The sequence below is a fragment of the Flagellimonas lutimaris genome, assembly GCF_051494225.1.
Classification (GTDB): domain Bacteria; phylum Bacteroidota; class Bacteroidia; order Flavobacteriales; family Flavobacteriaceae; genus Flagellimonas; species Flagellimonas lutimaris_A.
On the sequence record NZ_JBNPYE010000005.1, the window covers coordinates 14,028 to 27,888 of the forward strand.

The 13,861-nt window shown below is 34.3% G+C and carries 10 protein-coding genes; 6 read left to right on the top strand and 4 right to left on the bottom strand.

Annotated elements, in window-relative coordinates:
* Positions 1 to 3: 3 nt before the first annotated feature.
* The 3 genes from ACQQ5U_RS11095 to ACQQ5U_RS11105 are packed head-to-tail and all read left to right on the top strand — an operon-like array spanning position 4 to position 5,053.
* Positions 4 to 1,983, top strand: coding sequence for an McrB family protein (locus tag ACQQ5U_RS11095; protein WP_437397529.1), 1,980 nt, complete (start codon positions 4 to 6; stop codon positions 1,981 to 1,983).
* Positions 1,983 to 3,236, top strand: a complete 1,254-nt coding sequence (locus ACQQ5U_RS11100; RefSeq protein ID WP_437397530.1) for a 5-methylcytosine restriction system specificity protein McrC — start codon at positions 1,983 to 1,985, stop codon at positions 3,234 to 3,236. The genes ACQQ5U_RS11095 and ACQQ5U_RS11100 overlap by 1 nt, the downstream gene beginning before the upstream one ends.
* On the top strand, positions 3,233 to 5,053 hold the full coding sequence (locus tag ACQQ5U_RS11105) for an AAA family ATPase (protein ID WP_437397532.1): 1,821 nt from the start codon (positions 3,233 to 3,235) through the stop codon (positions 5,051 to 5,053). The genes ACQQ5U_RS11100 and ACQQ5U_RS11105 overlap by 4 nt, the downstream gene beginning before the upstream one ends.
* Positions 5,054 to 5,142: 89 nt before the next feature.
* On the opposite strand, the gene ACQQ5U_RS11110 is transcribed toward ACQQ5U_RS11105, so the two are convergent.
* The 4 genes from ACQQ5U_RS11110 to ACQQ5U_RS11125 all read right to left on the bottom strand — a co-directional run bounded on the left by ACQQ5U_RS11110 (position 5,143) and on the right by ACQQ5U_RS11125 (position 9,824).
* Positions 5,143 to 5,859 carry a hypothetical protein gene (locus tag ACQQ5U_RS11110; RefSeq protein ID WP_437397533.1) on the bottom strand — a complete coding sequence of 239 codons (717 nt, stop codon included), beginning with the start codon at positions 5,857 to 5,859 and terminating at the stop codon, positions 5,143 to 5,145.
* Positions 5,859 to 8,870 carry an HsdM family class I SAM-dependent methyltransferase gene (locus ACQQ5U_RS11115; RefSeq protein WP_437397535.1) on the bottom strand — a complete coding sequence of 1,004 codons (3,012 nt, stop codon included), beginning with the start codon at positions 8,868 to 8,870 and terminating at the stop codon, positions 5,859 to 5,861. The genes ACQQ5U_RS11110 and ACQQ5U_RS11115 overlap by 1 nt, the downstream gene beginning before the upstream one ends.
* Positions 8,870 to 9,085 carry a helix-turn-helix transcriptional regulator gene (locus tag ACQQ5U_RS11120; protein WP_437397536.1) on the bottom strand — a complete coding sequence of 72 codons (216 nt, stop codon included), beginning with the start codon at positions 9,083 to 9,085 and terminating at the stop codon, positions 8,870 to 8,872. Before ACQQ5U_RS11120 ends, ACQQ5U_RS11115 begins: the two co-directional genes overlap by 1 nt.
* Positions 9,086 to 9,389: 304 nt before the next feature.
* Positions 9,390 to 9,824 (bottom strand): hypothetical protein, encoded by a 435-nt coding sequence (locus ACQQ5U_RS11125; RefSeq protein WP_437397537.1) that lies wholly within the window; start codon positions 9,822 to 9,824, stop codon positions 9,390 to 9,392.
* Positions 9,825 to 10,267: 443 nt separating this feature from the next.
* Between ACQQ5U_RS11125 and ACQQ5U_RS11130 the strand changes: the two genes are divergently transcribed.
* The 3 genes from ACQQ5U_RS11130 to ACQQ5U_RS11140 all read left to right on the top strand — a co-directional run bounded on the left by ACQQ5U_RS11130 (position 10,268) and on the right by ACQQ5U_RS11140 (position 13,820).
* The gene (locus tag ACQQ5U_RS11130) at positions 10,268 to 11,509 is read left to right on the top strand and encodes a site-specific integrase (RefSeq protein ID WP_437397539.1); all 1,242 of its coding nucleotides are present in this window, start codon (positions 10,268 to 10,270) and stop codon (positions 11,507 to 11,509) included.
* A gap of 640 nt (positions 11,510 to 12,149) precedes the next feature.
* Complete coding sequence (locus tag ACQQ5U_RS11135) at positions 12,150 to 12,953, top strand: type IV toxin-antitoxin system AbiEi family antitoxin domain-containing protein (RefSeq protein ID WP_228237673.1); 804 nt, start codon at positions 12,150 to 12,152, stop codon at positions 12,951 to 12,953.
* A complete protein-coding gene (locus ACQQ5U_RS11140) occupies positions 12,954 to 13,820 on the top strand; it encodes a nucleotidyl transferase AbiEii/AbiGii toxin family protein (protein WP_437397541.1) in 867 nt (288 codons plus the stop codon).
* Positions 13,821 to 13,861 lie beyond the last annotated feature (41 nt).

Below are 13,861 nucleotides of genomic sequence, written 5' to 3' on the forward strand. Positions count from 1 at the left end.
TCAATGAAATCTAAAATCACCTACTACGATTGGATACCCTATTTTAAGGCAGTAGCTTCTAAGATGTTTGAGATAGGCAAAGACAATGTTAACCGAAATTCCTTGCTCTTAAACCTAGTAAAAGAATTATTCGAAGAAGGTTCAGCAATATTAAATTATCCCATAACAGACCCATTCTCACTTATCTATTCGTTAGCTCAGAAGAATACTAAGAACCAAAGAAAGCATATTTTTGAGTCCATAAAAAAGGCATGCAGTCTTCAGGAAAATTTACCAACTGATTATATCTTTCCTACGCCTACACCTAATACCTTAAGCCTATTTTTTAAAAAGGGTAAATACATAAACAATCAAGATGAGGTAATTGGTAACGATTGTTTGTGGAATCTATTTGAGCAAGTCTTTTTAGGTGAAAAAATTAATAATGGTGATTTCTTAAAAGTTCTTTCTTTAAAAAATGTTGGAGTAACAAAGCTCACACAAACAATGTTTTTAATAAATCCCAATATGTATATGCCTTTTGATACACGCATGAATTCCCTGCCTGTAGATGTATTAGAAAATTTAAAATCTGCTACGTTACAAATTGAAGAAAAAGGAATAGAGGCTTATAAGGATATATTAACTGTATTGAAGTTAAATTTTCCTGGTTGTTACTTCTACGAAATAAATTTAATTAACTATTTGCTTAATACTTCAACACAAGGACAATTAAGAATTACTAATACCTATTGTCAAGTCAGTAGTAATGCAAAAGGTCAAAATGAAGGCGATCATTTTGATGATTTTGTAAATAAAAACGGGGTGTATACAGGAAGTGCATTTTTAAATGAAAATGACAAGTATCCACTACAAGATTATAAAACAGGTGATGTGGTTTTGGTAAGAAGAGGTACTAAATGGTTAGGAGGTATTGGCATAATTATAAATAACGAATATGTACCTAATGGTTACGAAGATGAGTTAATGATTCAGATTATATGGATAGTTAAAGATAATCGTAAAATTCAAACTACAGCATTAGGGCAATGGGATGGTTTTAGTCACGCAACACCAAATACTATTGAAAGGTTTAAAGAGTGTTATCCTGAAACTTTCAAAATATTAGATTACATAAGAAATAAACAAAAAACTATGGTAAATCATTCAGTAGTGACCTTTAAGAATTTAATTCTTCAAGGGCCACCCGGTACAGGAAAAACAAGATTAGCTAAACAAATCGCAGAATGGTTAACTGATGAAACTTCAACCAAAGAATTGTCAATTCTTGAAGCAATTGAAAACAATATATTCAATAAAGAACCTGAAGTTGAAGACAACCCATTTGTCGAAGTTATCCAGTTTCACCCATCATATACCTATGATGATTTTGTAAGAGGAGTAAAGGTAAATGTAGTTGATGAAAAAATATCTTATGATGTTGAGAATAAAATTCTTGGAAAAATGGCATTTGAAGCGGCTAAACCAGAAAACCATGATAAGGCATTTGTACTCATTATAGACGAAATAAATAGAGCAAACTTAAACAGCGTTTTAGGTGAGTTGATTTATGCTTTAGAATACAGAGGCAAAATGGTAAATAGTATGTACAAAACAGAAGATGGTAATGGAATAACCATACCACATAACTTGTATGTCATTGGCACTATGAATACAGCAGACAGAAGTGTGAGCCACATAGATTATGCAATACGTAGAAGGTTTACATTTATACCTGTATCTGTAAATGATGAGGTAATAACTAATGTCGAATCTAAAAATTTATTCAATACTATTAGAAATATTGTAAAAAATAACATTTCTCCTGAATTTAATGAGGATGATATCCAAGTTGGACATAGTTATTTTCTGGTAGAAGGAAAAGACCTATATTTTAAAGCAAAATATGAGGTTATACCATTATTAAAGGAATATGTGAATGATGGTATTCTGCTTCCTTCAGCTGAAGATGAAATAAAGGCTTTATTGTCAAATAATTTTTGATGAATGCTAAGAAGGTACATATTAAGGAGCATTCTATTTCTTTTGACTTAAATGAGGAAGAGCTAATCGATTTATTAAAAAATCCAAATCAATTAGTAGAGGAAGTTGATTTGGAAAGAGGGTATATTAAAACAGGGTACTTTATTGGTTTAACAAGATTAGGTTCTACCGATAGTATTCTTAATGTGACACCAAAATTAGATACAGAAATAACTAAAATCAATTACCTATCTATGTTGTCAAAAGGGATGCAACATCCTGAAATGGTAAGTTTTGGGAAGGATTTATTTTATGTTGATTTAGATGCTAAGCCTATAAAAGTTAAACGAGAGCAAGACTTAATCACCCCCTTTATAATTGTTGGCTTTTTACAATTACTAACCATTTTGGTGAAAAAAGGTTTAATGAAGAGTTATTACAAAGTTGAGCGAAATATTTACGGGAATGTGAGAGGCAAAATATTGGTGTCTAAAACCACCAAGCAAAACCTCCTTAGAAATAAAAACTTATATACCCATTGTACATTCGAAGAATTTGGTGTTGATAATCTAGAAAACCGAATTTTAAAAAAAGCATTATTGTTTTCGATAAAGTATTTAAAGTCATTTAATACTTTAGAAAATAGATTTGAACCCTTAATCAATTACATATCTCCAGCATTTAGAACGGTTAATTCAAGTATAACAATACCAGAAATAAAGCACTTTAAAACTGATAATTTTTTTCCAGAATACAATAGAGGTCTGGAATTAGCGAAAATGATAATTAAAAGGTTCGGTTACAATATAAATTCAATTACTCCTGATCAAGAAGTAAATGTTTACCCTTATTGGATAGATATGCCTAAACTATTTGAATTTTATGTATTAGGAATTCTCAAGGAAAAATTTGGTAGAAAGGATATTATTTTTCAGTTCAACGCACATTATGGAGAATTGGATTACTTACGTGTTACAGAAGGTAAGGAGCTTGTGATTGATGCAAAATACAAAAACCTATATGCGAGTAATAATTATGAAATTAATGACATTAGACAATTAAGTGGTTATGCGAGAGACAAAAAGACACTGGCAAGAACCAAAATAAAGGAGGAGTTGTGGAAGTCAACGCTGTTAAATTGTTTGATAGTCTATCCTAATCAATCTTCCGACAATTTGGAAAATCTTGATGCTGAACTTTTTCTCAAACCTATAAGTCAATTTGAAAATTTCTATAAAATAGGTGTTAAAATACCAACAAAGAATTTGGTATGAAAATTAAAAAAATAACCATAAATAAATACAAGGCGTTTCAACGTTCAGAGAGTATTGCTGTTGGAGGTAAAAATGTTTTTATCTATGGTGAGAATGGAAGTGGTAAAAGTTCAGTTTACTATGCGCTTAAGGATTTCTTTCAATCTAGTGTGGAGAATATCAATATGGCAAATTTACGAAACCTTTACCTAGCCGATGGGCAAGCCGATTGTGGTATTGAAGTTGAGTTTGATAATGATACTAGTAATTCTTTATCGGAATCAGGAAGAAACACAAATATTCCAAGTATAATAGATGCAAATCGTCTTAAAAGTTTTGTGACGTATAAACATCTTTTGGGAGTTCATAATGTAAAGTTGGATAATGAACTTAACATTTTTGACTTAGTAATTAAAGGGGTTTTAAAGCATTATAAATCCCAAATAGTTACAGGTGGCGTTGAGCTTGGAAAGTTATGGGGTGATTTGTTGGCAGAAAGTAAAATTCCTTACGGTAGCGGCAAATATTATCACGCAACTAAAAAACGTAGGGCTGTAGAGGCAAAAGCTGTTGTATTCAATAATGCATTAGATAGATTGTTTTTTTCGGGTGGGAGTGATTACTTGGGGCCTATTGTAAATAGAATTTTAGATACTTTAATTCCCGGTTTAGTAATTAATTTCTTAAGACACAGAATAAATGTTGATTCAAAAGGGCAGTTAAGTGAACCTAAAATAGCATTGCAAATATCTAGTGATGGAACTGCTTTAGATACTCATTATCCTCACTTTTCACTTAATGAGGCAAAATTATCCGCTATTGCAATAAGTATCTTTTTAGGGGCCATATTACGCCAATCAAGTTTTTCGCAGGACATAAAATTTCTTTTTTTAGATGATATTCTTATAGGTTTAGACAACGAACATCGTTTAAAACTGATTAAACTTTTGAAAGGGGAAGATTTTCAAGATTTTCAAATCTTCATTACAACTTATGATAGACACTGGTATGAGGTAGCCAAATTACAATTATCTGGTTGGAAATTCTTAGAATTTTATAAAGGAAATAATGGTCCAGAAATAAACGATAAAGTAAAAACAGATATGGAAAAAGCTATTTTATATAAAAATAGTTATGATTATCCAGCTGCCGCCAATTCTTTACGAAAGGTATTAGAAAAGACTCTTAAAGATAAGTTGCCAGATACTTATACATTAAGAGAAGAAGTAAAAGGTTTATTAAAACCGCCGAGCTTGGACGTTCTAATAAATAGATTAAAAACCTATTATAAAGATTTAGAAATTGAAATACCTAATTCTTTGGTTGAGGGATTGAAAACATATAAGACTGTCTTATTGAACCCAATGTCGCACGATGATGTCGAAAGTCCAATATATAAAAATGACATAGAGGCAGCTTTTAAGGTTGTTGATGATTTGCAAAGAATTAATCTACCTAAAAGGGAGGTGGTAGTTGAAAAAAACAAAGTTTTTACAATTAATTTACCAGCTATTTCTTATACTGCTGAAATAATCACAGGCAATAATGCTTATAAAATTGATAATGATGGTTTAATAACTTTTTCATCTCCCAATTTCACTTTTATAGGCTGGTCTAGATTGGCTGTGAACAATGCAAAAATGACAGGTAACCCTCCACAAGGATATACTAAAGCAGATTTTTTGAATATTCTTTCTAAAGGACCATATGAAATTAATAAAATCCTCGATTCAATAAATATTACTTTCACGGATCAAGGTGTCCCAAATATCACATTGGATGATTTAAAGAATGCAATGGTTTGTGAAGGAAAAACTCTAACACAATGGTTAGTTTAATGGTTAATCACATCTTATTCTTCATAATGAGCTATTTTTTGTTTATACACTTTATGAGATAGTCCTTTTTTGATATTCCTCCAATGATATTACATTTCATTAGTTTTCTTTGAGACGAGGTTTATCCAAATATGCTTCATATTTAAGCACTCTCCTCCTTTTCTTTTAGGTTTGGACAAGTAGCTGCATAGGTTTCCATTCGTCCAATTTGATTGAAGATAATCATCTGCATCCCATGTTAAGGTAAAATCACTTGGACTATCAATCTCATCCTTGATCCATTTATTTATTTTTTCATTCCAGTGATTAAAAGTATCTGTTTGGACGTACCCTATAATCGCTGCATGTACTACATCTTTTCCGTGTCTGAGGTTTTTAAAACGTTCTATTCCGCCTGAATTTCTAGTTTGCTTTCTTTTATTGTATTCACCAATGACATATTCTCGTTCTCTTTTCTTCGGAAGAGTTGAGTTTAGTCGTTTTGCTTCAAATTTCACCAAAGGGAATTCTTCGCCTTCATAATTATATGCCTGTGCATACGCATAGGTTCCAAATGCAGCAAAATCTGTTGAAGTGTTTTCTTTAGCATCCTCTATGTTTTGATGTTGAAAAAAGAAAGGGAGTTCAGGAGGCTTTTTGAAGCCTAATTGCTTGCATAATTCGTTTGTAAGATGGTTTTCATTATTGATCTCTTTTCCTCCTAAATCATGCAAGACAGATGTAACAAAATCAAATACTTTTGAAATAATCTTTCCATCAGGAGCACTACTTAAAGCGCCAAATGTATTATTGCTGATGTACTCCATTATTTTCCTTGTTTGTATAGGTCATTAAATGTTTCGTCTGCATCACGAATCGCTATTGATTTCAACCAATATCTCTTCTGGTTGGGCTTATATAGGAGAATAATATTTTTATGATAAAGCTTAATAATCCGCTTCACCCAAAGGTTATAGGAAGCTTGATGGTCAATAAGTTTCTTTAACTTTTCTTCCACTCCTTCTAATGTTTCAGGAATTTCGATTTCTGGCTTACTTCCTAGGATGAATGGATATGCAATAAACTCCTTTCCAATAATAGCATCAAGAGGTTTGAAATTATCATAAATGGAATTAAGGATTTTACAGTAAATTTCTCCAAAGGATTTTAAATCGTCTTCATTTACAGGATTAAGTATTTTGCTTTTTTCTCCTCTTTTTCTAAAATCAGAATAATACAATGAAATATCATCTAATAGTATTTTATCAATTTGATTATATTTCAATTGAGGAAAAGGTAAGCTAAGGATATCATCCTTAATTGGCACTCCTTCTCTGTTTCCAATAACTTGTCCACTTGAAAGCCAAATCAATGGAACAGAAGAATCATTTTTCAAATAACCTTCGAGTTTCTGTAATTCCTCTTTCTCCTTTTCGGGTGCATGGATTCCAATTATTTTATCTTTAAAAGTTATATAGTCTTCTCTAAATTCAACTGGAATCTTAGTTCCTGAAACGCTTTCTTTAATGAGCAAGTGTGGTGGTCGAAATATCTCTTTGTTCTTTTTTGATGAAGTTTGAAAATACTCGATTGTGCAAGTGTCTGTTTCTTTAATTCCATTTTCATCGAAAGAGCTTGTAACGATATAATTAAATCCTGTAATCCAGTCTGCCTTATATTTGGAATTCAATTTTTCTAATTCTATCGATTCTTCATATGTAAGAAATTCGCGTTTCGATAAGGCCTTAGCTCTTTCTATTCCCGGTATGTTTGGCGCTTCTTTCCATCCTTCAGCTACTTTCCAACCATTTTTTTCTTTTTTATCTTCTAAATATGATTTCAAAGTAGTTGCTCTTTCTATTTTTTCAATAACCCTATGGAGTCTTCCCCCACCCATGAAGTTGGCTTGCCAAATTCCTTGAACGGATAGTGCTTTATTATATAAAGTAGGGTGAATGTCATAATGATCTACTTCAAACTCTACTTTTTCACTTGATGCTTTGGTCCTTCTAAAAATAAGATGTTGAACAACTTCACCCTTTGGATTTTTTCTTTCAGCAAACACAGCTACAACAGGAGGTTTGGCACTAGAACTACTGCCAATAAAAAGCTTAGCTCTTAAAGGTGTAAAATCAAATATCTTTTTGAAATAATTTCTTTCAAATAAATACTTCCTAAAATCTTGAACCTTGGTGTTATATAGAACTGGCCCTGAAGGTAATATCAAACAGGTATTTCCCCCTTCTTTCAGGAGCTCAAAGGATTGCTCTAAAAAAAGTAAAGCTATTTGTTTTTGAGGAACCTCTGGACGACCTGCATTATTGTTTTTTGACGAGGTATTCACAATATCCGCCCATTTAGTAAATCTTTCTTCAAAAGGAGGATTACCAATTATTAGATCAAAATCATTTGCCAGTTTCTCCTCATACAATGTTTTGAAAAAATCACCACTAAAAAGGTTATTATTTACTAACTTATCGAAATGAACATTTTTCCAAATCTCTTTTGGTGAAAGGGCATCCAAAAGAGCTAAACCTAAACTAAAAGAAGTAAGCGTAACAGCTTCATCTTCTAAATCACAACCATAGATATTTTCTTTAAGTAGCTTTTTTAATTCATCTATATTATCCTTAGTTGGCTTAGCCCAATTATTTCTTACACGCCACCATTGAATGATTCTTTTAAAAGCTCCCACAAGGAAAATTCCTGAACCACAAGCAGGATCTAAGACTTTGAATTCCTCTTTTGGCTCATTCAAAGACATACAACGATCTATAAGGAATTGAACGAGGTATGGAGGTGTATAAACAACCCCTTTTTTCTTTTTACCATCTTCATCAGCTAAAAAATCCTCATAGATATGACTGATCAACTCAATGGGCAAGTAGTTGAATTGATATAATCTCCATAGAGACATTTGGCCTAAACCATATTTAGAAGAAGGTAAAATGGATGCATCTCCTTTAACAAAATGCTGAAATACAACCAAATCAACTTGTCTTAAATTTGCTAGTTCATCATCATTAATATCAAAAATCTGTCCGTTGAAATGCTCTTTGCTAGAAAGATCATGTAGCATATTCGCAAATGTATCAGCATCTTTCAGTACACCTTCAAGGGTTGGATTTTCAAGATTATAACCCTTATAAAATTCTTCTGGGTTTAATGCCCCTTTACCATTTTCATCCTTTCGTTCCTCCAAATATTTTATGAGGATAAGCATCATAAGTACTCTCTTCACTAACCCTGCTCTTTCATAACCAACTTGTTCAATTATATGAGCTTTGACATTTTTAAGTTGATTTAATAATTGCTCATAAGCACTTTGGCCGTATTTAAAATTTTTGTTTACTTCTAATTCCCAAAACAATCCTGAATCAAATTGCCTTGCATGATATTGCTTTATTTTTTCTTGGACGTCACTTAATAAACTAATCGTGTCATGTGCCTTTGTAATAAACTCAGCGGTTCCGTGATCCCAATTTGGTTTTAAACCACAGTTATAAACGAGTATTTGAGAAGCCTTGAAAATAAAGCAGTATGGCACAATCCCTGCATTCCACAAACGATGATGGATTTCAGCATCTTTACTCGGGTTCAGGCTTAGTTCGGAAAGGTTGTAAATGTAAACTTGTGGTCTGGGAGGGCTATTACTGTCACCAAAGAATCTAAAATAGATTGCGATAGCACCAAAGCTATCAGCTTGTTCTAATGCTAAACGTATATATTCATTATTTTCTTTTTCTTTTTGAGAAACCCATTTTAAACCTTGGGAAGTTTCATTCATCCCCAATTTTTCTATGGCATCAACGAAAGATATGTTAGTGCTAGTGCCCATTAATAATTTTTAGTTGAAACCAATAATTCCCTAATGTCTACGTCCAACACTTCTGCTACTTCCACTAAAGTCTCAAGAGAAGGTTGCATATCATTAGTACACCATCTTGATACTGTTGTTCTATTTTTATTTACTTTTTCAGATAACCATTTATTTGTTCTATCCTTTTCGGCAAGAACTACCCTTATTCTATTGATTTGCTTTTTTGATGTCATTTGAATCGTTTTACACTACATGAATAGCGATTAAGACAAATTTAGTTGTTTAATATATTTTCAAACAATTCGTTTTAAGCTATATATGATTCGTATTAAGCCATATATATAATTAAATACGATTCTTTTTTTCCTTTTCAGGAATTGTACAACAATTTTGAAAAAGTTATTCTATGGTAGATACAACAAAGCAGATTGGGAGCAAATCGTTTTTAGGACATCGCTAAATTCATAAATTATCATTAACGTTGTCCGTTTCTGGGAAGAATTGTTCCTTTTACTACCCTTATTAGAGATTAGCGTGCTAGTTGGCCAATGTATATCCGAAACCAGGACCATCACATGGAAGGTAACTTCCATTAAATATTTCCTCATTGTTCAAAATTGAAATATGCTCTTTAAGCGAGCTTCCACAGTTTTGAATTAAATAACTGTCTTCTTCATACTCAAATTCATAATACTTCGAGTCTTCTGATTGAATTAAACGGTAACTGCCTTTGGCAATACTGGTACTGTCCGGGTAAGCCCTTCTTTTGACAAAGTGATTGTCAGAAGAGAACTCAATGAATTCGTTAAATTCCAAATCCTTCTTCTTGATGATTTCACCCGACATTCCCGCATTGATGTACTGAAGTTCAAACAGGTTGTTTCCTTCAAGGTCAATTTCTTCATCCGGGCTATCGCATGACTGATTTGTCATTAAGGAAATCATTGAAAGCAATATGGCAAGCTTTTTCATGGTATAAGGGAATTGATTATCTATAAGATACATTGAAACACAAATCGTTGCTTATCAAAAAAATGCCTAAATTAGCTGTGTAAAACTCCCATAAGTTTTGCCTCTGGATGTGCCGATTTGAACACGGTTCAGGGTTCGGTTAACTGGTCCAAGTTAACAGTGTAAAATAATGAAAATCAACTATTTATGTTTATGGGGATGGGCCTGCCACCCCGACAAATCTAGCAATAGATAAAAATAAAAGCACTGTTAATCAATTGATTTTCAGTGCTTTTTTCGTTTTGTGCATTTATTTGATATCATTTGAAACCAAATAGTAGGTGTGCAATTAGGTGTGCAATTCGGTGTACAACCTTTTATTTAAATTGTCCTATCTTTAAAGAGCTTTTGGGCACGATTTGACTTTCGATGAACAATTATTGTTTAACCAAAGTCATTTTAACATGAAAGCAAAAAACACTTTCGCGGTAGTCTTCTTTACCAGAAAATCAAGGAGCGTTCCAAATCAATTATCCATTTATGTCCGTATTACCGTGGACGGAAAACGCTCAGAGATCAGTCTCAAACGCAACGTGGCCTCAAAGAATTGGGACAATGCCAGAAACCGGGTCAAGGGAAGTTCCCAACCGATTAGGGAACTGAATTCTTACATGGACAGCGTGTACGGAGCATTGTTGGTGTGCCATAAAGAACTTTTACAAGAGAATCGGGTAATTACCGCAGAGGCTATCAAGTCACATTATCTTGGTGAGGACGATAAGAACAAGACGCTTAGAGATCTTGTCTCCTATCACAATGAAAGGATGTCCGTTGTCTTAAAATATGGTACCATGAAAAACTACTATACCACTGCTCGGTACCTTGACAGGTTTTTATCAAAGGAAAGGAAGGTTGGCGATGTTTATCTCAAGCAATTGAACTATGCCTTTGTCACGGAATTCGAGCACTATCTTAGAAATTACAAAGGCTCGGATAAGAAACTCTCCTTGGGGAACAACGGTGTCATGAAACATCTGGAAAGATTCAAGAAGATGTTGAATCTTGCCGTAAAATTGGAGTGGATGGAAAAGAATCCCTTCAATCAGTTCCAGTTGAAGTATAACAGATATGATAGAGCGTTTTTGGATGAAGAGGAATTGCAACACTTGGAATGCTACGAGCTTAAGAATGAACGTTTGGAGAAGATACGGGACTGTTTTGTCTTTGCCTGTTATACCGGGCTGTCCTATGTGGATGTAAAGGAACTCACCAAGGATAATATTGTTAAGGGAATCGATGGAAACCAATGGATAAGTACCAAACGTGAGAAGACCGACAAACCCGTCAAGGTTCCATTGATACCCCAGGCGCGGGCGATTTTGGAAAAATATGATCTGGGTGGGCCGAATGAAGGGCTTTTGCCCATAAGTTCGAACCAAAAGACCAATGCCTATCTAAAGGAAATTGCCAATGAATGTGGTATTGATAAGAACCTTACCTTTCATGTGGCCAGACATACTTTTGCAACTACGGTAATGCTCTCCAATAATGTCCCCATTGAAACGGTATCCAAACTCCTGGGGCACACCAAACTTTCCACGACACAAATTTACGCCAGGGTAGTGGAGTCCAAGATAAGTGAGGATATCGATAATCTTTTGATTCGCTTTCAGAGTAAAGAGGTCGAGAGAAATGCTGGGGAGTAAGTTTGCAGTTAGATAATGGGAAAACTTATTTATGAAATCAAAGTGTCAAATTTAGATAAGGCTTTTTGGAAATAACGGGTTCAACTTTAAAGATTGGAAATTTATGGTTCTATTGAGGAAATTTCCAACGAATAGCAATGCTTAATACCATTTCAATGTAATTAATATAGTATGTGGTTTTTAATAACGTAAAATACATTTTACATGTTTATATGTAATAGTAAATAGTATTTTACACTATGTCAAGAAATTGCATTTTGTTACTTCCTAGAAAATGTCGCAAATGTTGTCAATATTTGCGACATTTTTTTATAGGGTTTCGATCCAATCCATGGGCTAGTGGATGAGCCGGTTGGTTGATACCACCAAATACGGAAAATTTGAGCCAGCCAATAAATGGCCTTAGTGATCTAAAAATCAGAGTTTTGTTTTCATCTAAAGGTACTCAATTTTATCCGGCGAGTGTGGTATACTTTGTCTGGCGTTTCCACTATGGTTCTAGGTTTAACTTTTGAGCTATGTTTCTTTGATATCAAACTTTTTAGACATTTAGTCTTATTTTTTCAAATGAATCCCCTAACTTTACCAGTCGTGTAACGATAGACCCTATTTTTTAGGGTTCTTTGTGTCATAAAAGGTAATGGCAAAAAGTACATACATCTCAGAAAATCTCAATGAAAGCCATATTGCTTTAGTAAAGTATTTGGAGGATCATGAAATCCTTTATTTCAAATTGAAGGAACTGGCCATCCAATTGCCCAAAAGCTTGGGGGATAATGTGAATGAATTGGTGGAGAACCTCCATCAAAAGGGGTTGTTGAACCGAATAGAAAGAGGGGTATATGCTAAACCCAATTATTCCAATGTCAATGTACTGGCTACATTCATTAGTCCTGGTAGTACCTTGGCCTATTGGTCAGCTTTGCACCATCATAACCTTACAGAACGATTTCCGTATACCCTTTTTGTCAAGACCATCTACAGGAAAAGGGATACAAACATCCTGGGCTCCAAGGTAAAGTTTGTTACCGTAAAGGAAAGCAAACATATCGGTACCATGTTGGAGGGCTTTGGAGCAAATGGTTTTTTGGTGACCGATAGGGAAATGACCATAGTGGATTGTTTTGACCAACCCCGCTATGGGGGTAATCTGGACGATTTGATCAAAGCGTTCGCCAATGAAAAATGGGACAATGAAAGGTTGATTACCTATACGAAGGCCTATGGCAATATTGCCCTGACAAAAAGACTGGGCTTTTTGGCAACCCTTTTCCATGCGGATAGCTTACAGGGTTTTATCCAATATGCCAGAAAGCAGGTGAACAAAAAGTATAGTTTGATCGATGCCGGTGGACTGGATCAAGGGGAATTTGTAAGTGAATGGAAGTTGCGATTGAACATCAAAAGGGATAACCTGTTGCAAATGGCCCAAAGTGGATATTAGATGATTCTTCAAAAGGAAATCATAGAGCGATCAAAAGAATGGAAGGTGCCTCCCGATACCGTGGACAAGGACTATGTCCTGGGGCATTTTCTATCGGTCTTTTTTGAAACCTATAAGGATGACCTCATTTTCAAGGGAGGGACATGCCTGCGTAAATGCTATATCAAGAATTATCGTTTTTCAGAAGATCTGGATTTCACGGCAAGGGAGAAGGACTTCGTACTGGAAAAGGAAAAACTGGAAGGTATTGCCAAGACCACTACAGATCGGACCGGAATCCTGTTCAGTGTAGGTGAAATTTCCCGATTGGTCTTTAATGACGAGCCCAAAGGATTTCAGGTATCCATAAAATATTGGGGGGCCAATCACTCCAAAAACCAACAGCCCCCGCTACCAGATCGTTGGATGACCAAAATTAAATTGGAAGTGAGTACGGACGAGGTCATCATTTTGGAACCCGAAATTTTGCCCATTATGCATCCTTATTCCGATGGGTTGCAAGGTGAAAAACAATGCCCATGTTATGTCATTGACGAGGTGGTCGCTGAAAAGCTAAGGGCCCTGAAGCAGCGTTCATACACGGCACCACGGGATTTTTATGATTTGTACCATCTGACCCAAAAATTTTCCAAAAAGGACTGGGAAAGGATTATTCCTCTTTTCCTTAAAAAAATGGAGCATAAAAATCTAACTTATACCAATCCTTCGGATTTGGTGGATGACACCAAGATTGCAAATGTGAAAAGAGCTTGGAGGACCAGTGTAGCGCATCAAATTACCGAGGATCATATCCCAGGAGCCGATGAAATCATTTCGGAGGTAGTAAAGAATATTGAAATTTTCTTCCCAAGCGAATCTTCCAAGTAACAGTTTGAATTCCAAAAAGGCTGTCCCTATTTTTTAGAAAT